This is a genomic window from Nonomuraea sp. 10N515B, assembly GCF_052245915.1.
In the GTDB taxonomy this organism is placed as follows: Bacteria; Actinomycetota; Actinomycetes; order Streptosporangiales; family Streptosporangiaceae; genus Nonomuraea.
In genome coordinates, this window is the sequence record NZ_JBQQBQ010000054.1 from 41,862 (window position 1) to 66,358 (window position 24,497).

The 24,497-nt window shown below is 68.4% G+C and carries 24 protein-coding genes and 1 pseudogene; 17 read left to right on the forward strand and 8 right to left on the reverse strand.

Features of this window, described 5'->3' with window-relative positions; all coding sequences use genetic code 11:
- Positions 1-16: 16 nt before the first annotated feature.
- A complete protein-coding gene (locus ACTWQA_RS45875; protein WP_443165155.1) occupies positions 17-640 on the reverse strand; it encodes an HD domain-containing protein in 624 nt (207 codons plus the stop codon).
- Positions 641-693: 53 nt separating this feature from the next.
- Here ACTWQA_RS45875 and ACTWQA_RS45880 point away from each other — a divergent pair, with 53 nt between their 5' ends.
- The gene (locus ACTWQA_RS45880) at positions 694-2,475 is read left to right on the forward strand and encodes a DUF4132 domain-containing protein (protein ID WP_443165156.1); all 1,782 of its coding nucleotides are present in this window, start codon (positions 694-696) and stop codon (positions 2,473-2,475) included.
- Here ACTWQA_RS45880 and ACTWQA_RS45885 read toward each other — a convergent pair.
- From ACTWQA_RS45885 to ACTWQA_RS45900, 4 genes are all read right to left on the reverse strand, one after another.
- Positions 2,472-2,642 (reverse strand): hypothetical protein, encoded by a 171-nt coding sequence (locus ACTWQA_RS45885; protein WP_443165157.1) that lies wholly within the window; start codon positions 2,640-2,642, stop codon positions 2,472-2,474. The genes ACTWQA_RS45880 and ACTWQA_RS45885 overlap by 4 nt on opposite strands.
- Before the next feature lie 76 nt (positions 2,643-2,718).
- On the reverse strand, positions 2,719-3,066 hold the full coding sequence (locus tag ACTWQA_RS45890) for an STAS domain-containing protein (protein ID WP_443165158.1): 348 nt from the start codon (positions 3,064-3,066) through the stop codon (positions 2,719-2,721).
- 391 nt (positions 3,067-3,457) lie between these two features.
- Complete coding sequence (locus tag ACTWQA_RS45895) at positions 3,458-3,718, reverse strand: dsRBD fold-containing protein (RefSeq protein WP_443165159.1); 261 nt, start codon at positions 3,716-3,718, stop codon at positions 3,458-3,460.
- Between the two features lie 574 nt (positions 3,719-4,292).
- On the reverse strand, positions 4,293-4,634 hold the full coding sequence (locus ACTWQA_RS45900) for a hypothetical protein (protein WP_443165160.1): 342 nt from the start codon (positions 4,632-4,634) through the stop codon (positions 4,293-4,295).
- A gap of 110 nt (positions 4,635-4,744) precedes the next feature.
- On the opposite strand from ACTWQA_RS45900, the gene ACTWQA_RS45905 reads away from it, so the two are divergent.
- Positions 4,745-5,485 (forward strand): helix-turn-helix domain-containing protein, encoded by a 741-nt coding sequence (locus tag ACTWQA_RS45905; protein ID WP_443165161.1) that lies wholly within the window; start codon positions 4,745-4,747, stop codon positions 5,483-5,485.
- Positions 5,443-5,976: an NUDIX domain-containing protein gene (locus ACTWQA_RS45910; protein WP_443165162.1), complete on the forward strand. Its 534-nt coding sequence runs from the start codon at positions 5,443-5,445 to the stop codon at positions 5,974-5,976. The genes ACTWQA_RS45905 and ACTWQA_RS45910 overlap by 43 nt, the downstream gene beginning before the upstream one ends.
- A gap of 156 nt (positions 5,977-6,132) precedes the next feature.
- Here ACTWQA_RS45910 and ACTWQA_RS45915 read toward each other — a convergent pair whose 3' ends face one another.
- Positions 6,133-6,738 carry an Rv1733c family protein gene (locus ACTWQA_RS45915; protein WP_443165163.1) on the reverse strand — a complete coding sequence of 202 codons (606 nt, stop codon included), beginning with the start codon at positions 6,736-6,738 and terminating at the stop codon, positions 6,133-6,135.
- A 176-nt stretch (positions 6,739-6,914) separates the two neighbouring features.
- Between ACTWQA_RS45915 and ACTWQA_RS45920 the strand changes: the two genes are divergently transcribed.
- On the forward strand, positions 6,915-7,112 hold the full coding sequence (locus ACTWQA_RS45920) for a DUF1918 domain-containing protein (protein ID WP_443165164.1): 198 nt from the start codon (positions 6,915-6,917) through the stop codon (positions 7,110-7,112).
- On the opposite strand, the gene ACTWQA_RS45925 is transcribed toward ACTWQA_RS45920, so the two are convergent.
- Positions 7,017-7,877, reverse strand: a complete 861-nt coding sequence (locus ACTWQA_RS45925) for an Acg family FMN-binding oxidoreductase (RefSeq protein WP_443165180.1) — start codon at positions 7,875-7,877, stop codon at positions 7,017-7,019. The genes ACTWQA_RS45920 and ACTWQA_RS45925 overlap by 96 nt on opposite strands.
- Positions 7,878-8,237: 360 nt before the next feature.
- On the opposite strand from ACTWQA_RS45925, the gene ACTWQA_RS45930 reads away from it, so the two are divergent.
- The 9 genes and pseudogenes from ACTWQA_RS45930 (at position 8,238) to ACTWQA_RS45970 (ending at position 19,233) form a co-directional block, all read left to right on the forward strand.
- On the forward strand, positions 8,238-8,765 hold the full coding sequence (locus ACTWQA_RS45930; protein ID WP_443165165.1) for a hypothetical protein: 528 nt from the start codon (positions 8,238-8,240) through the stop codon (positions 8,763-8,765).
- Positions 8,766-8,973: 208 nt separating this feature from the next.
- Positions 8,974-11,052 (forward strand): phosphate acetyltransferase, encoded by a 2,079-nt coding sequence (pta, locus tag ACTWQA_RS45935; protein ID WP_443165166.1) that lies wholly within the window; start codon positions 8,974-8,976, stop codon positions 11,050-11,052.
- 201 nt (positions 11,053-11,253) lie between these two features.
- A complete protein-coding gene (locus ACTWQA_RS45940; protein WP_443165167.1) occupies positions 11,254-11,454 on the forward strand; it encodes a hypothetical protein in 201 nt (66 codons plus the stop codon).
- A complete protein-coding gene (locus tag ACTWQA_RS45945; protein ID WP_443165168.1) occupies positions 11,436-11,957 on the forward strand; it encodes a GNAT family N-acetyltransferase in 522 nt (173 codons plus the stop codon). The genes ACTWQA_RS45940 and ACTWQA_RS45945 overlap by 19 nt, the downstream gene beginning before the upstream one ends.
- 3 nt (positions 11,958-11,960) lie before the next feature.
- Positions 11,961-12,650: pseudogene (locus ACTWQA_RS45950) on the forward strand (Tn3 family transposase); the annotation flags it as partial.
- A gap of 163 nt (positions 12,651-12,813) precedes the next feature.
- The gene (locus ACTWQA_RS45955) at positions 12,814-14,862 is read left to right on the forward strand and encodes an ATP-binding protein (RefSeq protein WP_443165169.1); all 2,049 of its coding nucleotides are present in this window, start codon (positions 12,814-12,816) and stop codon (positions 14,860-14,862) included.
- A 96-nt stretch (positions 14,863-14,958) separates the two neighbouring features.
- Positions 14,959-16,401: an FAD-dependent oxidoreductase gene (locus ACTWQA_RS45960; protein ID WP_443165170.1), complete on the forward strand. Its 1,443-nt coding sequence runs from the start codon at positions 14,959-14,961 to the stop codon at positions 16,399-16,401.
- A gap of 77 nt (positions 16,402-16,478) precedes the next feature.
- Positions 16,479-16,886 (forward strand): hypothetical protein, encoded by a 408-nt coding sequence (locus ACTWQA_RS45965; RefSeq protein WP_443165171.1) that lies wholly within the window; start codon positions 16,479-16,481, stop codon positions 16,884-16,886.
- A gap of 445 nt (positions 16,887-17,331) precedes the next feature.
- Positions 17,332-19,233 (forward strand): hypothetical protein, encoded by a 1,902-nt coding sequence (locus ACTWQA_RS45970; protein ID WP_443165172.1) that lies wholly within the window; start codon positions 17,332-17,334, stop codon positions 19,231-19,233.
- On the opposite strand, the gene ACTWQA_RS45975 is transcribed toward ACTWQA_RS45970, so the two are convergent.
- The gene (locus tag ACTWQA_RS45975) at positions 19,148-19,762 is read right to left on the reverse strand and encodes a tyrosine-type recombinase/integrase (RefSeq protein WP_443165178.1); all 615 of its coding nucleotides are present in this window, start codon (positions 19,760-19,762) and stop codon (positions 19,148-19,150) included. The two genes, ACTWQA_RS45970 and ACTWQA_RS45975, sit on opposite strands and share 86 nt — an antisense overlap.
- Before the next feature lie 20 nt (positions 19,763-19,782).
- Between ACTWQA_RS45975 and ACTWQA_RS45980 the strand changes: the two genes are divergently transcribed.
- The 4 genes from ACTWQA_RS45980 (at position 19,783) to ACTWQA_RS45995 (ending at position 23,905) form a co-directional block, all read left to right on the forward strand.
- On the forward strand, positions 19,783-20,073 hold the full coding sequence (locus tag ACTWQA_RS45980) for a tyrosine-type recombinase/integrase (RefSeq protein ID WP_443165173.1): 291 nt from the start codon (positions 19,783-19,785) through the stop codon (positions 20,071-20,073).
- 161 nt (positions 20,074-20,234) lie between these two features.
- The gene (locus ACTWQA_RS45985; RefSeq protein ID WP_443165174.1) at positions 20,235-21,311 is read left to right on the forward strand and encodes a tyrosine-type recombinase/integrase; all 1,077 of its coding nucleotides are present in this window, start codon (positions 20,235-20,237) and stop codon (positions 21,309-21,311) included.
- On the forward strand, positions 21,308-21,631 hold the full coding sequence (locus ACTWQA_RS45990; RefSeq protein WP_433014192.1) for a helix-turn-helix domain-containing protein: 324 nt from the start codon (positions 21,308-21,310) through the stop codon (positions 21,629-21,631). The genes ACTWQA_RS45985 and ACTWQA_RS45990 overlap by 4 nt, the downstream gene beginning before the upstream one ends.
- A gap of 621 nt (positions 21,632-22,252) precedes the next feature.
- Positions 22,253-23,905 (forward strand): ISL3 family transposase, encoded by a 1,653-nt coding sequence (locus ACTWQA_RS45995; RefSeq protein WP_443165175.1) that lies wholly within the window; start codon positions 22,253-22,255, stop codon positions 23,903-23,905.
- Positions 23,906-24,497: the final 592 nt, after the last annotated feature.

Here is a 24,497-nt window from a genome sequence, read left to right on the forward strand (position 1 = left end):
GGTGTGTCGCCGGTTTTCAGCTGTGGATCGGGAAGGATGCCTGGAACGCCAGCCGTTCGTCGGCCCGGTCGCCGATGTGGGAGAGGATCTCGTCGAGCTCGATGAACTCCTCCCACGTTGCTCGGCCGGTCGCCTCGGACAGGCGGGCCACAAGGAGGTCCTCCAGGTCCGGGACGCGCTTGTTCTTCCAGATCTTGTCGGCGAGGCTTACAAGGAGGTCTTCCACGCCGACATCCGGTTGCGTCCATGATGCGTGCGTTGCGGCGAAGCGGGCGTGCTCCGGGCTGACGCCGTGGCCGAGCAGAAGGGCTCGCCCCGCTTCCTCATGCGCCGATCCAGGACCGGAGAGCTCGCCGAGATGGACGGCCTTTCCTATGTCGTGCGTCGCGGCCCCGAACAGCACCGCCTCTCGGTCGAAGGTCAAGGTAGGACGGTGCTTCTCCGCCCAGTCGACCAACTGATGCGCGACATCGTGGACGGCCCGCAGATGGGCCGCTAGCCGCGGCGGGCTTCCCACGTCGGACAGAAGTTCCGCGATGTGTTCTGGCAGAGGGAGCAGAGGTGAGTCGACTGTGCCTCTCGTGGCCCTCGACATGGCGGCGTCTATCGTCACCTCGCCAGGGTACTGATCGTGCCTCATCTTGTGTTCGTTAGGGGATCTTCATTCGGACATCGTGCGACTACGATCACCGGGTGACGTTCGCGGGGAATTGGGATCATCTGGAACCGGCTACCAAGGAGGCCTACCGGCGCTTCGACTCCCTCACCGAGCAGGGCCTCGACCCCGGCCCTGGCACCGACTGGCGCCTCTTCGGCACCTACGCCCACACCAAGCTCTGGCTCGGCCCGCAGGGCGGCCACGACTACGACGAGCGCGTCCTGCGCCTGGTCCGCACCGTGGCCGGGCGCGCCGTCGACTGGACTCCCGACGACGCCTGGAACCTGGCCGAACGCGCCGGCTACTGGGCCCGCCAGGGTCACACCCGCCACGAGGAGCTCTATCGGATTCCGCTGTCGGCCGCCCACCTGCTCCATCCGCAACAGCGCCGCGACCTGTTCGGCCACCTGACGGACCTCGGAGAGCTCCAGCCGCTCCTGGAGAGCCTGCTCACCGAGGAGGGCCCAGCCGGTGCGGTCAGGAACGTGATCGGGGAGGCCGACCCCTTCGCCACGATGCTGGCCGAGGAGTACGGCCTCCGCCTGGCCGGAATGCTGCCGCTGCTGCGTCACTGGGCCGCCGCCGACACACCGGCCCCAGGCGACGGCTGGTTGCCGGTCGTCTGCGACCTGCTCACTCCTGAGGCCATCGCCCTGGTCCACGAGCTGGTCATCCGCCTGGCCGCCTACCGGGGCGGCCCGTTCGTCTGCCACCACGCCGACATCAGCTGGAGCGAGGACCGCTTCCTGAAGGGCCGGACCGTCTCGGTGGCGCGCGGCCTGATCTGGACCTGCGAGGTCATTGACGAACCTTGGGTCCCGTCGCTGCTCGCCGACGCCGCCGTCACCTGCGGCACCGGCCACGATGGCCCCGGCTCCACCTGCCGCAGCGAGACCGTCGCCAACGGGGCTATCGGCGTGCTGGTCCGCCGGGGCGGACCCGAGACAGTCACCCCGCTGGCGCTCATTCAGGCGCGGGTGCGGGCGGCGTCCGTACAGGAGAATGTCACTCGCGCGCTCGATGCGCTCGCCGACGCGGCCGCGCTGACCCGCGACCAGTTCCTCGACCGCACTCTGCCCGCCGCCGCCACGCCCAGAGAGGTCGAGCAGGCGCGCACGGCCGCGCGCTACCGCCTGGAACAGGCGCTCATCCACCAGCGCGAATGGACCTGGCGTGAGGTCGGCGAGCACCTCCTCGACCACCCCGTCACTGGCCCCGACGCACGCACCCTGGTGTGGCGGATCCCCGGCGGCCCCTCAGGCCTGCCAGTCAGAACCGTCGACGGCTGGGAACTGGCCGGGCGCCGCCCCAAGGGCCCTGTCGCCTTATGGCACCCGGCCGACGCAAGCGCCGAGGAGGTGGGCGCGTGGCGCGAGAGGGGTCTGGCGCAGCCGTTCGAACAAGTCCTCCGCGAGGTGTACGTGGAAGAGCCGGACCGCGTCGCCGGTCACGTCGTGCGCTACGACCTGGCCCGGACGGAGCTGATCCGGCACGGCTGGACCGGCGTGTCGATCGGCTACTGGGAGCACGACTGTCACGAGGGGCAGGGCGAGGTGGTGCGCGACCTTGCGGGCTGGCAGGCCCGCTGGCTCCTGCGCGTCGTCGAGGGCATGTCCGACGAGGGCTGGGACCTGGACGCGCTGTGCGCGACCAACCCGATGACCTTCCACCGCGACGGCCAGGAGGTGCCGGCGGCGTCGGTGCCGCCGCTGGTGCGGTCGGAGATCCTCCGAGAGGCCGACCTCACAGTCGCCGCCGCTTCGGCCGGCCCAGACGCCCAGCACCTGGTCGACCACTACGACGGATATTGGCACTAGAAGTTATGCAGTACCGACACGACGATGCCCAGGATGACGGTCTCGTCGCCGTCGATGTCGCCGCGGGCGGGGTTGCGTGGTTTGGGGACGACGTCGCCGCCCCGTCGCCGGAACTCCTCGACGGCGTCCTTCTCCCGGAGGTGGCCCCAGCCGCCAACTAGCGACACAGCCCTGTTCACAGAGGTGCCGAGCTGGGGTTTTGCCTCTCAGCTGTGCGTGTTCTTTTGGGGTACGTGGCAGCGATCAGGCGAGTACGGAGAAGCGGCGGTCCAAATGAGTGATTTTCAGGAGGCGGGAGACACGTTCGGGGACGCGGGAGAGGTGCAGTTGCCCGCCGATGTCCCGGGCCCTGTCATCGGCCCGGATGAGGGCGGTGAGGCCAGACGCGTCCATGAAGGACACGTTGCCCAGGTCGACCTCGGCGGCCGTACCCGGTTCGGCCATCGTGCCGACGAGCAGCTCTGCCAACGTCGGTGCCGTCGCGATGTCGATCTCTCCTGAGACCGCGATCTGCGCTGTGCCGTTTTCCACCTCCGCGGAAAGCCCGAAGGGATGTCCACGCGGGCCTCGCGGGGCAAGCTTCCTGTCCATCTTCCCTCCAGCTGAGTCTCGCCGAAGAGCCCAGGCCCTTCACCGAATCACTTCATGCTGTTAGGGACGTCGATGGTCGCGGTAGGGCCGAAGGTCCCACCTCTTCACGTCCAACGTCACACGGAGTGATAGTTGACCGGGAGGGATCGCACCATCTCATCGATCATGGACTCAGCCTTCTCGGCAGAATAGCCCTTGGCATCTCACGCTCTGGCCTGCCAAAGGTCCGAGAGCGCGGGCCGCAAGCCCCTCCCTGCCCGCCGACTCCGACCGCGGCGTGTCGCGGATGCGCTGGGGCCGAACTTCTCCAGCAGCCTGGACCGAAGTCCCCTGGCCGCGGGGACAAGGGCCTCCTACGGGACATTTGGGTAGAAGATATCGGCGTCGTCCATCACGATTCGGCCGGGATGGCGGCGGATTCCGCGAGATCCTGCTTGGTGATGGCCGCCACCTTGCCGGCCAGGTCGGCCAGTGCGCGAGAGGCGGCCACCTCCTCGCCGATCTCGGGCACCCGGGCATCGGCTGGGTTGCGGTGCCTGCGCCCTATACCGTCCACACGCCCGCCGCCCTTGGTGATCAGGACAGCACGTGCCGATGTCTCATCCCCTTCATCGGCGAGATAGATCTGCACGGTCCACTGCTTGTTCGCCACCGTAGGAACCTCCTGCGCAACCCTTGGATCTTGTCCAGTCTTCACTTGGCGCTCGCACGCCCGCCAGGGGCGAACGCCCGGTTTCGCGGGGACGAAAGACCTTTAGTCGAGGCCCCTCAGCCCGCTGACCGGGGGGCCGCAATCGATATTCATGATGTGATGAATTCAGCGGTGTCCGTACGTTGTCTAGGGGCCCTTCGTGATCGCCCGCAGGCTTCGTGAGGAATTCGATCATGAGCCCCCGCCGCACGGTTCTCGGCGGGGACCCTCCAGTCTCCGAGGACCCGTTGGCACGTCACACGCCGTGCCGCCCAGAGACGGCCCTAGGCTAGACCCACCGGCCAGTCAGCCAGTGCCACGCATCCTTCGCCCTACGCGAGACCCCTCGTGCCGTCTCCTCTTGCCGGATCATCCGGAAGCCCTCCCATGTCGTCCGGCGAACTGCCCACTGACCCGCCTCGGTGATCAGCTCCAGCTCGGTTCCCTCGTGAACGGTGACGTGATCGCGTACCCGGGTGCGAGCGCCACGGCCCTGGTAAGGCGACCAAACGAGCTTGGTCACACCGAGCATGGGTCAGGACTCGATCGGCGGGTGCCTGAGCGGGTTCGGGTATTTGGTGGGTCCGTCAATCCGGCCCAGGTTGCGAGACCACCGGGGGCACGTCTTGAGCGCCACATCGAACGCGACCACTTCTCCCCAACCTTGATCGGCAAGCGCCTCGATCAGCCATGTCCAGGCGAACATGAGATCCGTCGTCAGGATCGCTCGGGAGACCTCCGCGGGCTTCACCGGGTTGATGTGGGCCTGCACGCGATACACGGTCGTCGTGCCCTTTGGCACGTGAAGGATCATGCTGTTGATCTCGACGGCCACCTTGTCAGCGGGAGGCACTTGCTGGCGTACGGCGTTGTTCACAGCCTCAGCATCATCTGTGACTACAGGACAGCGCATCGTCACCCCTGGACACCTAGCGACATCTTGCAGTCAACTGGATGCGCTCGGATGTCCTAAGGCAGGATGCCGCCATGGTGAACGAACGCCTACGCCGGGCTATGCTCCGCGCCGGGCTCGACCCCCGTCAACTCGCGGACCGAGCTGAGGTCAGCGTCAAGTCCGTCGAGCGCTGGCTGCACGGGACGGTCGTCCCTTACCCCAAAACCCACTACCGGGTCGCCGCCATCCTCGAAGAAGACGAGTCGTACCTGTGGCCGGACGCCATCGACAAGGCGTCACTCGTGGGTGCCGAGGTGGTCGCTTCCTACCCGCGCCGCAATGACGTGCCGCGCCATCTGTGGACGGAGACGCTGCGCAACGCCGAGCGCAACATCGACCTCCTGGCGTTCGCCGGCCTGTTCCTGACGGAGGAACACCCTGACTGGCTCCCCACGCTGGCCGGCAAGGCGAAAGAGGGTGCACGGGTGCGCCTGCTGCTCGGCGATCCACAGGGAGAACAGCTCGCCTCGCGTGACGCAGAGCATCAGATCGGCGGGGGCGTGGCGGGACGTGTGGCGGCGGTGCTTGGATACTACCGGAAGCACATGCCGCCCAGCGTGCAGATCCGCTTGCACGACACACCGCTGTACAACTCGATCTACCGCTTCGACGACGAGATGTTGGTGAACGTCCATGTGTACGGGCTGCTTGCCGCGTACACGCCCACGGTCCATCTGCGCAGGATGGACGGGACGTGGTTCAACACCTACGTGGAATCGTTCGAGCGGGTATGGGCGTCGGCACGGCCGTGGGATCGCGGGGTCGTCGCGTGACGAAGAAGGCGAAGCGCGTCGATTACTGGCGTGACCCGGACGCGCCGAAACCGACCAGTCGTAAGGCGTCGGCGAGTGTGTTCGTCCGTGACGACGGGGGCCGTCTACTGATGCTGCGTCGTACGGACAACGACCTGTGGACGATCCCCACCGGGGGTGTGAAGCGAGGCGAGACGGTTGCTCAGGCGGCGGCACGAGAGTGCCGTGAGGAGACCGGCCTCGACGTCGAGGTGACGGGCCTGGTGGGTGTGTTCTCCACACCTGACCACGTGATCGTCTACATGCACGGTGACAAGGTCGACGAGGTGCGGCAGCCGATCAACATCTGCTTGCGCGCCCGGGTCGTCGGCGGGATCATGCAGCCCGAGCCCACTGAAGCACGCGAGGTGCGGTGGGTCGATCCCGAAGCTCTTCAGGACTACCCCATCCACCCCGCCATTCGACTGCGTATCGATCACGGCTTCAAAGGGCTGGACCCGTACATCGGCTAAAGACCCCCGGTGCCCCCTGGTTCCGGGGCATGTCTCAGGAGCGTCGGATTCCATCGGAGCAGGCGCTGGGGCGTGCGCTTGCTGCCGTCACCCACCCGAGCTGAACGTGTCCTGGCGCTTCCAGAAACCCCAGATGGAGCCGGGCTGAGCCGTTGCTCACGGCTGTCTGGGGCGGCGCCGCTGCTCGCCGGCCCGCACCCACGCGGCGTCCCACTCGCCGTACCGGATCCGATCCAACCGCCGGCGGAAGACCAAGAACGCCGTCAGCACCAGCAACCCCGTCCCGAGCACGACCAGGAGCCCCATCACCATTCCCCGCATGGCGAGCACCGCACTGTCAGCGGGCTGTGAGGCGGGTGCCCCCGCGGCATCGATCCACACCGGGACCACAGAGCCCGCCTTGGCCAACGAGGGCGCCGGCACGAAGCCGCTCCGCGCCGCGCCCTCAGGGTTCGTCCAGCGGGCCATCGTCTCCGGTTGCGCGGCGGGGACCTCCGAGAACGACACGCGGGCGGGCGGAGCATCCTGCGTCAACGTGGCCATGACCTGCCGTCGAACATCGGTCCCCGCGCTCTGATCCTGCACCGCCCCCTCGTACACCGCCCGCCCGGCGACCACGGCCGGCCACAGGCTGACCAGCACAACGACCAGAGCCGCCAGCACGAAAACGGACTCCAGCCGATCGGAACGGCGGCGCAAGGGATTGTCGTCGTGCCGGTACAGGCGCACACACAGCACTAACGGATGAACCGCGCTCTTCATGGGACAACCTCCTTCAGGCCACTGTGAGAGAAGCCGCCCGGGAACGGCAGAGCCGAACGGCTGCTACGTGAGGGCCGAAAGTCCTCCTCCGTGGAGACCTCTCCGGCCCTGCCCCGTTAGGACGGAGGCTTGGAGGGTGAGAGGAAGAACAGGCCACCGCTTCTGAGGAGACGGCGATGAAGGCGACAGTCGGCTGGTCGCGGAGGGTACGCGGCGAGAGCATCCGCCGCGAAGGGTTCATCGTGGAGGTGAGCCACGCGGACGGATCGCCGCCCTACCTAGTGCACTGGCTGGACGACGGACACGAGAGCCTCATCTTCCCCGGGCCCGACGCGTGGATCGTCCGCCCGGTGAGCAGAACGGCGCAGGCATGAGGTCGTGATCGACCGCGAGGGCGGAAGCCGAAGCCGTCCCGCCCACGCTCGAGCACGGCGTGCTTGGTCGCCACCAGCAGCACCCGCTGCAGGGGCCTGCCCGGCGCGCAGCCAGTCCAGCGGCTCGTCTGCGGCGGTGGTGAGCACCGCCAGCTGAGGACGCGCCTTAAAGCGCGCGCTGCCGACACGGCGGCCGAAGTCGCGGACCGGATCCACGTCGCCTATGGCCAGCGGCCCTTGGACATGAGCGGGCACTCCGTGGCCTGTGCTCCAAGCCGCCAACTCGGCCAGGTACTCCGGCTTGATGGCCAGTTCGTCCTCGGCGATGGCAGCGTTGTCGAGCAGGTCCGTAGCACTGCGCCGGTCCAGAAAGATCAGCCTGGCGCGCTCAAGCACGGCGGCGGTGCGCATCTCGCTCAGCACCGGTGCCGGGATGAGCCGCTCGCTGAAGGGTTTCCGGTTGGTATGCCGATGGGGGATGAGCTCGTACAGCTCTCGCATCTCAGCTGACAACGGCGCCCGTGCGTCGAACCGGACAATGGCCAGCAGGCCGGGTGCCTCGTCCGAGGGAGGGAGCAGCTCAGCGGCGGGTCTGCGTCCTGCCACCCGGGCCGCGACGCGCAGGTGGAACAGCGCGGTGCCACAGCTGACATGCAGGGAACGTCCGCGTGGATCCCTCACCCGCAGCCCGCGGTCCCAGTCGGCCAGCATCTCGATCACGTTCTCGCTGCGCACTCTGAAACGCCACGGCTGGGTGTTGTGCACCGAAGGCGCCTCCCCGCCGCCACCAGCAGCCGCCTGACCGCGAGATCGATGGTGCGTGCAGTGGTCATGACGCACCTCTCAGGGCCTCAGGCTTGCCCGCGAGAGCGAGTGCTGCCAGGGACGGAGGTCCTGCCGAAGGTCCCTCGCCCCACTAACTGGTGCCCGCCGGGGCGGTTTGACGGTATCGCGGCGGCGAGGAGTGCCGAGGGAGGGTGGCGCCCAGGCGTTGGTCATGTCGCGGCGACGTGATGGGACCAAGGTCCTGGCGCTGCGGGTCGTACGGCACTGCCCCGGCAAGGGAGCAGACGGTGTGCTTGAGGCGTAACAGAGACGACCAATCAGCGATGAAAGGGGGCCACCATGGCCGCCACCATCAATAGGTCCGTCACCCCGACCAGCACAGGCACCTATGCACGCCGCCTCGTCGACTATCTCTGGGCCATCACCCGGATCTCGATCGGCTGGGTCTTCCTGTGGGCGTTCCTGGACAAGACCTTCGGCTGGGGGTTCGCCACCCCGGCCAACCGCGCCTGGATCGAGGGCGGCAGCCCGACGACCGGGTTCCTCAAGGGCACCGGCGAGAACGCGCTCGGCGGCTTCTTCAGCGCCCTGGCCGGACAGGCCTGGGTGGACTGGCTGTTCGTGGCCGGCCTGCTCGGCATCGGCGCCGCGCTCGTCCTAGGCGTCGGCACCCGGATCGCCGCCGCCACCGGCACCCTGATGCTGGTCTTCATGTGGGCGGCCGAGCTGCCCCTGGCCAACAACCCCTTCATGGACGACCACATCATCTACGCGATCGTGCTCATCGGCCTGGCCCTGGCCAACGCCGGCACCACGCTCGGCCTGGGCAGGCTGCCGATCGTGCAGCAGAACGCCTGGCTCAAGTAGTGCGCAAGACCACACGCCCACCCCGATGCCCCAGGGGTGGGCGTCGCCTCGCGCGGTTCCTTCTCATGTCTTTGCCCGCCGCAGCAGGTCCGCGGTAGACAATTCCGAGCCTTGGGCTCGGCTGACCCTAGTGCACCGTAACCGCTGGATGATCCGAGTCCGCCTCCCCGGTGTGTGGGGTCTGCCGCGTCCGTCGAGAATGGTGAACATGACACGTGCGGTGTACATCGCGGCAGGCGAAGCCGGAAGCAACAAGGGCACGATCGCCCTGGGCATGGTGGAGCTGCTGTCCCGGCAGGTGGAGACCGTGGGCGTGTTCCGTCCAGTCGTCAGGGCAGGACGCGAGGACAACCTGATCAACACCATCCGCAGCAGGTTCCAGCTCAGCCTGCCCTACGAGACGTACGCCGGCGTCACCTACGACGAGGTGCACGCCGATGCCGAGCGTGCCGCCGGCGACATCGTGGCCCGATACCGTGCGCTCGCGGGGCGGTGTGACGCGGTTGTGGTGGTCGGGACCGACTACACCGATGTGGGCGCGCCGACCGAGTTCGAGTTCAACGCCAGGCTGGCCGCGGACCTGGGAACACCCGTGCTGAACGTGGTGAGCGGGAGAGGCAGGATGGTCGCGGAGATCGCCGCCGCGGTCGAGCTGTCGTCCCGGCAACTGGTGCACCACCACGCCCGGGAACTCGCGGTCGTGGTCACCCGGGCGGCGGCCGAGCACATCGCAATTGAACACCCCACGCCGGCGTTCGTGCTGCCCGAGGCGCCCTCTCTGCGCGCGCCCACCGTCGCCGATCTGCTGGATGCCTGCGACGGCAGGTTCTTCCTCGGCGAGCGCGACGGGCTCGGCCGGGAGGCGAGCGCGCTGATGGTGGGCGCGATGTCGCTGCCCAGCATCCTGGACCGCTACACCGAGGGCACAGCAGTGATCATCCCCTCCGATCGGGCCGCCGCGCTGCTGCCCGGGCTGATCGCGGCGCATGCCGCGCCGGGTTTCCCCGCCCTGTCGGTGGTGATCATGACCCGCGGCACGGATCTGCCCGCCCCAGTGGACCGGCTGCTGCGCAGCATGGCCATTCCGCTGCCGGTCATCGCCACCGACCACGACACCTTCGACACCGCCACCCGTCTGTCGGCGGTGGAGGGCCAGTTCACGCCCGAAGCCGGCGGGAAGATCGACACGGCACTGCGGCTGTTCGCCGAGCACGTCGACGGCGGGCTGCTGCTCGATCGGCTGGCCATCGCCAAGACCAACGTCGTCACGCCGCTGATGTTCGAGTACGAGTTGCTGGACCGGGCGCGTACCCGCCGACGGCACATCGTGCTGCCCGAGGGCGAGGAACCCCGCATCCTGCGCGCGGCCGACGTCCTGCTGCGCCGTGGCGTGGCCGAGCTCACCCTGCTCGGCGACGAGGAGCGCATCAGGGTCCAGGCCGCTCAACTCGGCCTGGACCTGGACGAGGCCAGGGTCCTCAGCCCGTTCGACGCGGAGCTGCGCGAGCGGTTCGCCTGTGAGTACGCCGGAGTCCGGGCGCACCGGGGGATGACCGTCGAACTGGCCCGCGACAACGTCACCGACGTGTCCTACTTCGGCACCCTGATGGTCCACACCGGCATGGCCGACGGCATGGTCTCGGGCGCGGCGCACACCACCGCACACACGATCAGGCCGGCATTCGAGATCCTGCGCCTGGGACTCGTCTCCAGCGTGTTCTTCATGTGCCTGGCCGATCGGGTCCTGGTGTACGGCGACTGCGCCGTCAATCCCGATCCGACCGCTGAACAACTCGCCGACATCGCGATCTCCTCGGCCCGCACCGCCTCCCTGTTCGGCGTGGATCCCAAGATCGCCATGCTGTCGTACTCGACGGGTGCCTCGGGCGCCGGCGCCGATGTGGACAAGGTCCGCACCGCCACCGCGCTGGTCCGCGAGCGCCGCCCTGATCTGCCGGTGGAAGGGCCGATCCAGTACGACGCCGCGGTCGACCCTTCGGTGGCGCGGACCAAGATGCCCGACAGCCAGGTGGCCGGGCGAGCGACCGTCTTCGTGGTGCCCGACCTCAACACCGGCAACAACCTCTACAAGGCCGTCCAGCGCAGCGCCGGCGCGGTCGCGGTGGGACCGGTGCTGCAAGGACTGCGCAAGCCCGTCAACGACCTGTCGCGCGGCGCCACCGTCGCCGACATCGTCACCACGGTGGCCATCACCGCCGCCCAGGTACGTGACGACGAACCGAACGCTGACCGTGAGGACGAAGTGCAAACGGCGATACGCCATTGACGCGCCGAAGACAACTGACCCTCAGCTCTGCCTTGATGCGGGACAAGTGCGCCCGTACTTGACGGCATGCGACACGAGGCTGTCTCCATATGCGCTGACATCTCCGCCACCCCCGCCGATGTCGATCAGCGGAATATGACCGCTTTATGCGCCGGGGTGGGGGTAGGGAGCCCGGGAAGGGCCCCCGAGGACGATCATCCAATGCATGCGCGGCGCCCAGCCCGGGCCTGTCCAGAAAACCGTACAGTCCCGGACGCCGACGAACGCGGCTGGACCCGCGAAGTCGAACGGCACACCGCCATCGCCCGCCGTCTCACCGGCCTGCTCACCGACCTCGGCGAGACCACCGATCCGGATGACGGCAACTCTTCAGGAAGATCATCATGCACGTCGACGGACTGAGGAGCGCCGTCGAGCCCGTTGATTTCGAGAGCATCTGGCGCTGGAGTCACGACCCCGAAGTGGTGCGCTGGATGAGCAGCGGCTACCCAGAGTCGTTCGTGCAGGCACAGGAGCGGCTGGCGGCGGCGCCGCGCAACGGCTATGAGAATTGCCGGTTTATCATCGAGTCGCTCGACGATCGGCGCGCCGTCGGATTCGTCCGGCTCAGGGATGCGAAGCCGGAGGTCGGGAATGCTGAGCTGGATATCCAGATTGGCGAAAAGGATGTCTGGGGTCGTGGCTTCGCCACTGAGGCGATGCGCCTGATGTGCAGGTACGGCTTCAACGAAATGCGCCTGCACCGGATCACTCTGGACTTCGCGGCAGAGAACACTGCAGCGCGCCGAGTCTGCGAGAAGGTGGGCTTCGTCGAGGAGGGCCGCGTGCGCGAAGGCTTCCGCCGTGATGGCAAGTGGCACGACATGATCCTTATGGGCCTCCTCGAAGGCGAACTCCGCGACTGATCCGTTTTGTTCGGGATCTTCTCCATGCTCGGCTAACCGGTTCGCGCCCCGCTTCGCCGACCTGGGCGACCAGCGGTTCTGGCGCTCGGAGGTGCCCGGCAGCAACACCCCGAGCGACTACGGGCCGTTGGAGGCGATTGCCCGCAACAAGATCAACCGGCAGAAGATCTGCACCCAATGGGCGGATATGACCCGGGTCGCCGGGTCGCTGGTGACCAACCAGGTGCGCGCCTACGATCTGCTGCGCATGTTCGCCCGAGGCGGGCGCCCGACCCCGCTGGGGCAGGCGTTCGCCGAGTACGGCCGGATCGACAAGACCCTGCACCTGCTGTCCATCGTGGACCCGATCGACGACACCTACCGGCGCAAGCTGAACAAGCAGCTCACCGTCCAGGAGTCCCGGCACCGGCTGGCCCGCAAGATCTGCCACGGCGGAGGCGGCCAGATCCGCAAGGTGTGCCGGTGAAGGATGAGGACGTGGCGCGGCTGTCTCCGCTGGGCCATGCCCACCTCAACTGCCTGGGCCGTTATGCGAGCGCCTCCTCGGCGCCGGACAAGGGCTTGCGGCCTCTCGGCACGGCGACGTCACCCAAGGCCAATACCGCCAGTGCCACTGTCGTGGACGAGGACAGCGTCGATCGCTATCTGGGATTGTCGAGCGTTCTGGCTGGTCAGCGGCTTGAAGGTCGTTAAGGCACGTCAGGCAAGCAGGCCCGCGGCGGCTGCCGCGCCGGTGGATCGTCGAGAGCTCCAGGTCTGACGAGGTGTCGCTCGCACCAGCGGGGCTTATTCTGACGGCGTTGGCTTCGGACGGAGTCGCGCGCTGCGCCTCGGCCGTGGATGGGCGGGAGCTGTGATGGCGAAGGATCTCGCGTCAGTCATCGATGAAGCCCGCCGCCGAGCGTTCGTGGGAAGGGCGGCCGTGCTGGCCAGTTTCGAGGCGGCGCTGGGGGCCGACACGCTGCGCCGGGTGTTGTTCGTGCATGGTCCTGGCGGTATCGGCAAGACCACGCTGCTTCACCAGTTCCGGATGCGGGCCCTGGCCGCGGGCCGCGTGGCCGTCACCGTCGACGGCCGGGACGTCGACTGCTCGGCGGAGAGTTTACGGATGGCCATCGACCGGGCGATCGCCAGGTGGTCGGCAGGGGACGCCTGGGGCCGAGAGGACGGTCCAGGAGCGGTGTTGATGCTGGACGGCTACGAGCACCTAGGCACGCTCGACGCCTGGGTCCGCGACGAGTTCCTGCCATCCGTACCGGCCGGAGCCGTCGTGGTGCTGGCAGGGCGCAATCCGCCGAGCGCGCCGTGGCGTACCGATCCGGGGTGGCGCGCCCTGGCGGTCTGTCACCGGCTGGCGGAGCTGAGCGCGGCCGAGAGCGCGGAACTGCTGGATCGTGCCGGAGTGTCCGGTTCGCTCAACCCGCATCTGGCGGCCTTGGGTGGAGGGCACCCGCTCACGCTGGCGCTGCTCGCCGATGCCGCCGCGGCAGGGTTGGTGCCCGATGGCCTCGCCGACGTGCCCGATCTGGTGGCCACTCTGGTGGCGCAGGTGGTCGGTGACGTACCGGACGAGGCGCACGCGAGCGGGCTCGCGGTGTGCGCGCACGCCTGGCTCACCACCGAGGACCTGTTGCGGCGCGCCGTGGGTGACCGTGCTCCGGAGATCTGGGCGTGGCTGGAGAGACGGCCGTATGTCAGCCGGGGGACGGACGGTCTGTACGCACACGATCTCGTACGCGATCTGCTCGACGCCGACATCCGGCGCCGCTCGCCGGACGCCTATCGGCACGTTCACGGGATCGTTCACGGATACACCATGGCCTGCCTGCGCCGCAGCGAGGGCGCCGACCGCTGGCTCGCGGCCCACCAGAAGATCTTCCTGCACCGGCGCAGCCCGCTGGAGGCGCAGTTCTGGGCGCTGCGCGAGCAAGGAGGGGTGGCCGTGATACCCGGGCGTCGCGACGATCATCGCGGCGTGCTGGAGATGATCGAACGATTTGAGGGTGAGGGGAACGCGGCGCTCGCCGAGCGGTGGCTGGAAGCGCAGCCGGAGAATCTGGTCGTGGTGCACTCACCGGCCGGTCTGACCGGGTTCGCGTTCCAGGTCGTCTACCCCTGCGACCCGTCGCTGTGCGACGCCGATCCCGTCGTACGCGCCACGCTCGACACCGCGGCGCGGATCTCGCCCGCCCGGCCGGGTGAACAGATCAGCATCGCCCGGTTCCTGTCCGGGAGGGCCGGCCATCGCGATCCGCACGGCGTACTGGCAGGATCCATCATGTCGACGGTCGAGTGGGTGGCACGACCGCTGGCCTGGTCGTTCGCCACGACCGTCGATCCCGAGTTCTGGGCGCCTGTCTTCCGTTACTTGGCCCTCACCACCGAGTCCAGGGCGGAGTCCGGCGGGCGGCGCTACTCGATCTTCGGAATCGACTGGCGCCGTCTGCCCGTCGAGGTCTGGCTCGACCTCGTGGGCAGGCGCGGGCTGTCAGGGGAGAGCGGGCCGCCGCCGCCAGAGTTGCTCCGGCCCGCACCACTTGACCGCAGCACCTTCAATCATGCCGTCCGCCTCGCCCTGCGCGAACTGCACCAGCCCGACCTGCTCGGCGCTAACCCGCTGATGGGTACGGCGCTGGCCGTCGGCTTCGACGGAGCCTCCATCGACAGGCTCCACGCCATGCTGCTCGGCGGTATCGAGCAGCTGGGGCGGGAACCTCGCGCCGAGACGCTGCACCGGGTGATCGATCGCACCTTCGTCCGTACGGCGCCCACCCAGGAAGCGGCCGCCGAAATGCTCGACCTCCCGTTCTCCACCTACCGGCGGCACCTGGCCAAGGCCCTGGAACGCCTCACCGACCTGCTGTGGGCGGTGGAGGTCGGCGAGATACGGCTCGACGTCCAGTGAGCACCGATTGACCACTATCCGGCCACCGGTCGATCTGGAGGGTGAGCAGCCAGGCGCCTGATGCTGTCAGCACCGATCCGACCAGGAAGGTGCGCTGTGGCAGAGATAGTGGTGCTGGGAGCCGGGCTCAACGGTCTGGCGGCGGCGATGCTGCTCGCGAACGACGGGCACCGCGTCACCGTGGTGGAACGGGACGCGGCCCTCCCCAGCGGCGGACCCGGCGACCTGTGGGAACGCTGGGAGCGGCGCGGGGTGAGCCAGTTCCGTCAGCTGCACTACCTGCTGCCCCGCTGGCGGCAGGTGATGGAGCGCGAACTGCCCGCGGTGATCGAGCAGCTCGAGTCCGTGGGCGCCGCCCGCGTCAATCACGTCGAGGCGCTCCCCGCGGAGCTCAACGGCGGTCCGCGCGAGACCGACACGCGGTTCGAGACGGTGACGGCACGCAGGCCGGTACTGGAGGCAGCGCTGACCGCCGTCGCCGAGCGCATGCCCGGCCTCCGCATCCGCCGGGGCCTGGCGGTCACCGGGCTGACGGCAGGCCCGCAGTCGATTGGCGGGGTTCCGCACGTCGCCGGGGTCCTGACCGATGAGGGCACGGCGATCCGCGCCGACTTGGTCATCGACGCCACAGGCCGCCGGTCGGCCGTGATCGGCATGCTCGATGCTCTCGGCTGCCGCCGTCCGCTGGAAGAGCGGGAGGCGTCGGGGTTCGTCTACTACACCCGCCACTTCCGCTCGGCGACCGGAGCACTGCCCGCCTCGCAGGCGACGCCCCTTCAGCACTTCGAGAGCGTGTCGCTGCTCGCCGCCCCGTGCGACGGCGACACCTGGGGCGTGGCGTTCATCACCGCCGCCCAGGACAAGCCGTTGCGCGCGCTGCGCGAGGCTCGCGCCTGGGAGGCGGCACTGGCCCTCTACCCGACCCTCGCACCTTGGGGCGCCGGCGAGCCGCTCACCGGCATCCAGGTGATCGCGGGCATCGAGGACCGGTACCGCCGGTTCGTCGTCGACGGCACGCCGGTGGTCACCGGACTCCTCGCGGTCGGGGACGCCTGGGCATGCACGAACCCCTCCCTGGGACGGGGCGCGTCGATCGGCCTGCTCCACGCCTGCGGCCTGCGCGACCTGCTGCGAGAGGTCGGTCCTGACCAGGCGGGCAAGCTGGCTTCGCGGTTCGACGAGGTCACGGAGACGACGGTCGCTCCCCTCTACCGCATGACGCTCGCCTTCGACCGGCACCGGCTGGCCGAGATCGCAGGGGAGATCACTGGCGAGCCGTATGAGACCTCCGACCCGGCCTGGGCGATGACCAAGGCGATGTACACGGCCGCGTACCGCGATCCGGACGTGCTGCGCGCGTACGCGTCGATCGCGGCCCTTCTGGCCACGCCGGAGGACGTGCTGGCAGAACCCGGCATGGCCGGCAAGGTGCTCGCCGCGGCCGAGGGCGCCCACCGCTACGCCACCCCGGGCCCGAGCCGGGCCGGACTCCTGGCCGCCATCGGCGACGGCCGGCCTGGTAGCGAGGACCGGCGATGACTGCCGGACGGACGCTCCGGCAGTCAGCTCATGACCCGGACGTTCCTCGATCCGGTCGCGCCCGGGTGCGGGATTGGGTGAACCGCTACGTGCCTGCCGAGCTGGCCGCGATCTTCGGCGCGGTGGCCGCGGCGAGGACCGCGGACGGGTTCGGCGTCCCCGCGGTCACCGCGTTCGCCGGTTCGCTGGGGGAGACGATCGCGTTCTACGCGGTCCTGCTGGTGCGGGACCTGCGCGCCCGGCGACGGAGCGACCCACGGCGCCCGGCCGTGTACGTGACCGTGCGCGGCCTGCTGGTGGAGTTCGGGCCGGCCGAGGTGGCCGACACCCTGGTGGTCCGCCCGTTCGCGATGTACGTCGGCCCGATGATCGTCGCAGATGCGGCCATAGGCGTCGCCCTCGGCAAGTTCGCAGCCGATCTCGTGTTTTACACCCTGGCGATCATTGGTTATGAGCTTCGCAGGCGGAGGTCGGTTCCGGCATGAGCTCCTCCACCACGCCGAGCCGCCTGCTGACCGATCCAGCAGGCCTGTTCGCCGAGCTGGCCCGGCTGAACCTGCCCCGGGGCCACTACGTGGTGTGCGGCTCGGCCGCCCTGCATGTACGCGGCCGCGCCCGTTGGGTTGACGCGCACCTGGTCGGTGGGCCTCCAGGACGTTCCCCGGTTCGCCTCGTGCGCAGCAGCCAGCTGGGCATGGACCTCTCGAAGATCCACCAGCGTGGCAGCGACAGCCAGCCTACGTGGCTTACGTGCCTGACAGACCTTCAAGCAGCTGACCAGCTATTTCGCTTGCCTACCCACGATAACGATCGATCCACCACACCACGACGAGCCATCATGGGGACGCATCACCGCACGTCTGTACGCCGATATCTGATCCCTGAGGACCGCCCGGCCGGGGGCCGGCGGGGTCGCGTGGTGTGGGGGCGGTGTCATTGTCGTTGATCGCCGCGACCGTCGTCGGGCCGGCGCCCGCGGCGGCGGCCATGGGGTGCCCGGCCCCGGTGGCGTTCCCCGTACTGAACGCGAACGACAGGGGGGCGAACAGCCTGCGCCGGGCGATCCAGGACGCGAACGCCACCCCGAACGCTCCGGCCGGTTGCCCGGCGGACGCAATCGTGTTCAACATCCCGGGCGTGGGGCCCTTCGTCATCACGCTCCAGTCCGACCTGCCGACGATCACCGACCCGGTCAACGTACGCGGGTACCTGCAACCGGGAGCGGTGGCGGCGACGCTGGTCATGCCCGCGACGATCCAGATCTGGATCGACGCGGCCAACGCCCACAACGGCCTCGTCGTCCAGACGCACGACTCCTCGATCAGCGGCCTGGTGATCGGCAACACCGGCAACGGCGTCGCGGCGCTGCCGGCCGGCGACGGCGACGGGATCAAGGTGATCGGGAACGACAACCGGGTGCGCGGCAACTACATCGGCACCCACCAGCAGCTCGCGGCGCCGCCGACGTTCCTCAATGGCGCGGTCGGCGACGGGATCGATGTCGCGGGTAACGGCAACGAGGTCGGCAGCAGTGTCATCGAGGACCGCAACGTGGTCGCTGCAAGCGGCCCCCTGTTCGGCAACGCCAGCGGCAACGCCGGCGTCAAAATCGCCGGGGACGGCAACGAGATGCAGGGCAACATCATCGGTACCGACCCAGGCGTCACGACGGGCCAGATCGGAAACCGCGGCGGCGGCGTGCACGTCGTACGAGGCGAGGGGAACAAGATCGGCGGTACGGCCGACGGGTCCGGCAACCTGATCTCCAGCAACGCCGGCCCTGCGATCCTCGTCCAAGGCACGGCCGCACTCAACGGCCCGGCGACGAAAACGGCGATCCTGGGCAACACGATCGGCACCGATGCCACGAGCTCGCAGGCTCTGGCCAACAGCCGCGGCGTGGTGATCGAGGCGGGCTCGACCAAGAACGTCATCGGCGGCCCGGGGGACGATGACGGCAACCTGGTCGTCAACACCAGCACCGGCCCCGGCCTCGACCTCGCCGGCGAGGAGAACGTCGTCCTGCACAACACGATCGGCACCAACGCCGCGCAGACGACCGCCCTCGGGAACCTCGGAGGCATCCTCGTCACCGGCAACCTGAACATCATCGGCGGCGACGCCGCGAACGCCGGCAACGTCGTGTCCGGCAACTCCTTCTACGGTATCTCGCTGACCGACTCAGGCGATCCGCAGAAGGCCGTCGGCAACCTCGTCTGGGGCAACCACATCGGCACCGACGCGACGGACACCAACGACCTGGGTAACGACGGCGACGGCATCCAGATCTCCGGCGGCGACGCCAACCGCATCGGCGGCTCCGGCTTCAAGACCAACGTGATCGTGAACAACCACGGCGCGGGTGTCGGCGTCGGCACCGGAATGCTCAACGCCATCACGCAGAACCGCATCCACGACAACGACGGCCTCGGCATCGACCTCAACCGGGACGGCACGGTGCTGCCCAACGGCGACGGCGACGCCGGCCCGAACGGCCTCCAGAACCATCCGCTGATCACCAGGGTCGCGACCGTGCTGGGCGTGACCAGCATCGACTGGGACGCGTCCAGCTTCCATGCCGACCCGTCGGAGACGACCGAGATCGACTTCTACAAGAACGACACCTGCGACCCGTCGGGGAACGGCGAAGGCCAGACCTGGATCGGCTCGGCCCTCCTCGGCTCCGGCGCCCTTCCCGGCACCGGCAGCGCGGCGATGACCCAGCGCGTCGCGAGTGGCAAGTACATCACGGCCATCGCGACCTCCGGTAACGGGGTTCCGCTGGTCCCCGGTCGTACCTCGGAGTTCTCACCCTGCTTCCAAGTGCCATAAAAGTCAGGGGTCTCGGGGCGTGCGTGGAGCACGCCCCGAGACACAGCGGGCGTGCTATGCCGCCTTCTCCTGGCAAGGATCGGCCTTCTCGGCATGCGCCACCGGTATGCGTGGTGCTACTGGTCGGTGGGGAGCTTGGCGACCACGACGATGCCCATGCCCTGGCGCAGCAGGTTGGTGGAGAAAGTGTGCGCGGAGGCGGCGGGCGCGCCGTGTCGTCGACCAGGTCGGCCTCGGCCGCGAGTTCGTCGAGCAGCTGGTCGATGGCGCGGGCTGACAGCCGACCGCCGCGGTAGCGGTTGAGGAACAGCGCCGGGCCGCCCGCGCCCAGCCACTGGCTCCGCTCCTTCTTCCACCCCTTGACGGTCTCGCGCACGGTGGCGTCGAGCAGGGGAACCTCGCGGGAGGTCTCGCCCTTGCCGTTGCGGACGATGACCTTGCCCTTGCGGGCCGACAGCGGCACGTCCGTCTCATCGAGGGCGACCAGCTCGGCGATGCGCAGCCCGGAGTAGAACAGCAGCCGGCCGATGGCGCGGTCGCGGGTCCTTCATGGTCACGGTGATTATCTGCTCGCGGCGGCCGCGCAAGGATCTGCCGCTGGACCGGCTGCGGGATCGGGTGCTGTTCGAGACCGCCTACGTGTGCGGCGCCCGCGCCTCCGAAGTCTGCAGCCTGTACGTAGAGGACCTCGACCTGCGCCTGGACGACGAACACGTCCGCATCCACGGCAAGGGCGGCAGCGTACGCACCGTCCTGCTGGACGATCGCGGCTACGTCGCCCTGCTCAAGCTCTACCTGGCCTGCGCCGGCTACACGGGTAAGCAACAGTTCTTGAGTTGAGGGCGCCGAATCCTCCTCACCCTGCATGCTCACTGCCTGCGAACTGCGTCTTCTCCCGTTTGCCAGATCGATCAGCACGCCCTGAAGTAGCTTCACTCTCCGTGAAGCTTCTGTCACAGGAGTGATGAGATGGCGGTACTGGTGAAGTCGGGAGGCGCGGGTTGGCGCTGGGAGTCGTACGAGATCTACGCGAGTATCGAGCCCCTGGCAGCGAAGAAGATCTTGCCGCCTTCGAGACCGACGTGCTGGCGGGGTTCGTGCTGGCTCGCGCGTCGGCAGGGCTGACCGACAGCACCATCAGCAACGACGCCAATCATCTGGAGCTGATCCGGGACTGGTTCGGCCGGCCGCTGTGGGAGATGCAACCCGAAGACGGCGACGTCTACTTCGGCAAGGTGTTGCGAGACGCCAAGCCCTCCACTCGCACCGGGCGGGCGGCTGCTCTGACGGTGTTCTTCCGGTTTTTGGAGCTTCGGCACAGGGTTGAGCTGCACAACCTCACTGGCCGCGTCGTCGAGTGCCCGCTCGATGAGGTCAACCGGCCACGGTTGTCCGTGGATCCGCAGCTGCGGGTCCCACCGACCGTCGAGGAGATCGAGCAACTGTTCGCCGGGTGGCGCGAAGAGCTGCTGAGCTGCCGCAAGTTCGCCCCGGCGGCCCGCAACTACGCCGTGGCCCGGCTGGTCGCCGACGTCGGGTTACGGATCAACGAGGCCCGGATGCTCGACTTGGATGACGTGCGCTGGGAGCTGGGCCGGTTCGGCAAGCTGAACGTCCGCCATGGCAAGGGGTCTCGCCGCAAAGGGCCCAAGCCACGGCTGGTGCCCCTAATCAACGGCGCCGATCGCAGCCTGCGCTGGTTCATCGAAGACGTCCTCGGGCTCTTCGAGCTCGACCTGTCCAGTCACCGCACGCCCTTGTTCCCCTCCGAGCGGAAGAACGCTGAGGGCACGTGCACCCGCGCCACGGCGGACGTGTTTCGCCGTGCCTTGATCGATGCTGTCGACCGGTATCTGCCGACCTGGTCGGGGCGGCTAACACCGCACGTGCTGCGGCACTTTTGCGCCTCCCAGCTCTACCTGGCCGGGATGAACCTGTTCGCGATCCAGGAGCTGCTCGGCCACGCCTGGACCGGCACCACGGCCAGATACATCCACGTCCATGCCACCCATGTCGAAGACGCCTGGGTCACCGGACAGCGCCGCGTCGCCGACCGATGGAAAGGACTCACCCGATGAAATGGAACCTGCGCCTGGCGGCCGCGAACCGCGGCATCTGGAAGGCCAGCGAGTTCCAGCGGATGCTCGCCGAACGTGGCCTGGTCATCAGTGCCGGCAAGATGTCGGGCCTGTGGTCGGGAAGCCCCAACGTGGTCAAGCTCGATGAGCTCGACGTCATCTGCACCGTGCTGGGCTGCGGCGTCGACGAACTGCTGATCCCCGAACCCGAGGCTGTCGCCCAGCCGCGGCACCACGACGATGACCAGAGCACGGCGGTCGGCCAAGATCGGCCGGTCGCCCCGCGCACCGGGGGCGGGCGATCGCTACCGCCTCGATGAACTGCGCACACTGCGGCACCCCTTTGCCCGAGAAGCGGCGCCGCGACCAGGTCTACTGCAGCAACGCGTGCTCGGCGCGAGCATCAGAGCGTCGGCGCAAGGACGGCCAGCCGGTCCCGCCTCGCTGGCGGCATCCGGCGCTGACGGCAGACGATCCGGTGCTGCGGGCAGCGGCACGTCACGCTCAGGAACTCGGCCAAGTCGGTGGCTGGAACCCCTCGACCACCAGATGCGTGCTGGATGGGCTCGTCACGGTGCTGACTAGCCTCCCGGCAGGTGAGCGTGTCCCGCTTAGCGAGGTCCGAGCCCGGCCGCAGCGCTGGGTGTCGCGGCCTCGCCTCATCGAAGTACTCACCGATCTGGACCTGCTCCACGACGACTCCGCTCCAGCGATCAGATCCTGGATCGACCGCGTCACAAGCCATCTTGATGCCGCTCTCTGAAGTTGGCTCTGGCACATTCTCTGTGGAGCCGACTGCGTAGGGTGACGCGGCGGGAGGAGACCCGCCCTGCGGCGAGGATGATCTCTCTTCGATAACCGTCCGTGCATGAGATGCGGCCGTTTCGTCATGATCCGGTTTGTCGAAGAACCGATCTTGCAAAACGACCGCGAGGCCCATCATGCGCCATGAGTGCGCCTGCGGGGAAGACTGCTGCCTGAGCCTGGTCTTCCCCTCCCTGCAGAACGTCGAGATCACCGAGATCCTCCCCGCCGAGGACACCGTGACGATCATCACCCGGGACGGCGCGACGCAAGCCGCCTGCCGATCCTGCGGCACGATCACGACACGCCGTCACGGCAGCTACCGGCGTCGTCTCCACCATGACGCCGTCGAAGGCCACGCCGTGGTGGTCGAGGTCGAGGTGACCCGCTTCCGCTGCGACAATCCCGGCTGCGACCTGGGCACCTTCACCGCAGAGCTGCCGGGATTGGCGCAGCGCCGCCAACGGCGTACGCCGTCGTTGCGGGCGGTGCTTGAGCTGGTGGCCCGGGCAGCGGGTGGCCGTATGGGCAGCCGGATCGCCGCCGACCTGGGCGTTGTCTCCACCGCCTCCCGCATCAGCCTGATCCGGCTGCTCCGTGCCTTACCCCAGCGCCCGCCCGGGGAAGTGCGCACGCTCGGCGTGGACGACTTCGCCACCCGCCGCGGCCACACCTACGGCACCGTCCTGGTGGACATGGACACCAACACCGTCATCGACCTGCTCACCGACCGGGAGGCCGACACCCTGGCCGCATGGCTCACCGGACATCCCGAGGTGGAGGTGATCTGCCGGGACCGTGCCGGAGCCTACGCCGACGGCGCCGCCAGAGGCGCACCGAACGCCACCCAGGTCGCCGACAGGTTCCACTTGTGGAAGAACCTGATCGACTACGTCGACAAGACCGTCGCCCGGCACCGCGCCGACCTGGCCGAACCCCACCCTGAGCAGGACGCCAACGGAACCCCGGAGAGCCTGCCGGCCTCGGCCGCCGTATTTGACGAAGCGCTGGCAGCGCGTCGCCAGGACGGCCGGATCGTGCCCCGCACGACCGAACGCCACCAGGCCGTACACGAGCGACTCGCGCTGGGCCACAGCCACTCCCAAATCGCCCGCGACCTGGGCATCAACCGCGCCACCGTGCGCAGATTCGCCCGCGCCGCCGACCCCGAGGAGCTACTGGTCCGCTCCGCGCCGGGCATCCGCTCCTCGCCCATCGATAACTACACCGACTACCTGCACCACCGCTGGAACCAAGGCTGCCACAACGCCGCCCACCTCACCGAGGAGATCAAGGAGCGGGGCTACCGCGGCAGCCCCCAGACCGTCCGCCGCTACCTGCAGCACTTCCGTACGACCGGCAGCGACCCCCTCCCCGCCAAGCCGACCACGCCCTCAACCCGCCAGGTCACCCGATGGCTCTGCACCCACCCCGACCGGCTTGACCCCGACGACCAGGCCAAATTCCAGGACATCCTTACCCGATCACCTCCGCTGGACGCCACCGCCGGGCACGTGGCCACCTTCGCCGCGATGCTCACCGGCCGCACCGGAACCGCCGAGAACCTCGCCGCGTGGATGGCCGCCGTCGACGCCGACGACCTACCTCACCTGCACTCCTTCACCAACGGGCTGCGCCGGGACCTAGACGCCGTGATCAACGGGCTCACCCTGCCGCACAGCTCCGGCGCCGTCGAGGGCATCGTCAACAAGATCAAAGCGATCAAGCGTCAGATGTTCGGCCGCGCCAACTTCGACCTGCTCAAGATCCGCATCCTCTACGCGATCTGAACGCTGACAGAACGTGACGCTCCACAGAGAATGTGCCAGAGCCAACGTCACAGAGCGCCAACAATCTCGCACCCGGCTTCATCAATCCCGTCCGTGAGTGGCTGCTGGTCCTCCTCAACGGCGACACCAGGTCACGGCCCCGGTCCGCATCCAGCATCTATGTCTACTTCGGATGCATCCGGCCATTCCTCGACGACTGGGCGGCGGGCTACGACCACTTGCGAGAGGTCACCCGCTCCGACATCAGAACAGCGCTGGGACCGCTCAGCGGTTCACGACGCGCCACCGCGACCAGCGCGATGCGATCGCTGTTCGGATTCGCCAAGAAGCGCGGCCTGATCTTCTCCAACCCGAGGTGTGTCAGAGAAAATGCACCAGATCGGGTCTTAAATACCCATCAGTCGCGGGAGGGGTTATAGGGGATCCTGGCGTAGTTCTCGCCGGGCTGCAACCCGGGCCTCGTGTGCGTCCTTCAGCCCCGCGCGACGGGCGGCCCGGATGGCCTCGCCGCGGCCGTGGTGCTCATCGTCAGGGGTGACGTAGCCGATGCCCTCGTGCAGGCGTACCTCGTTATACAGCGTGCGGATGGCGT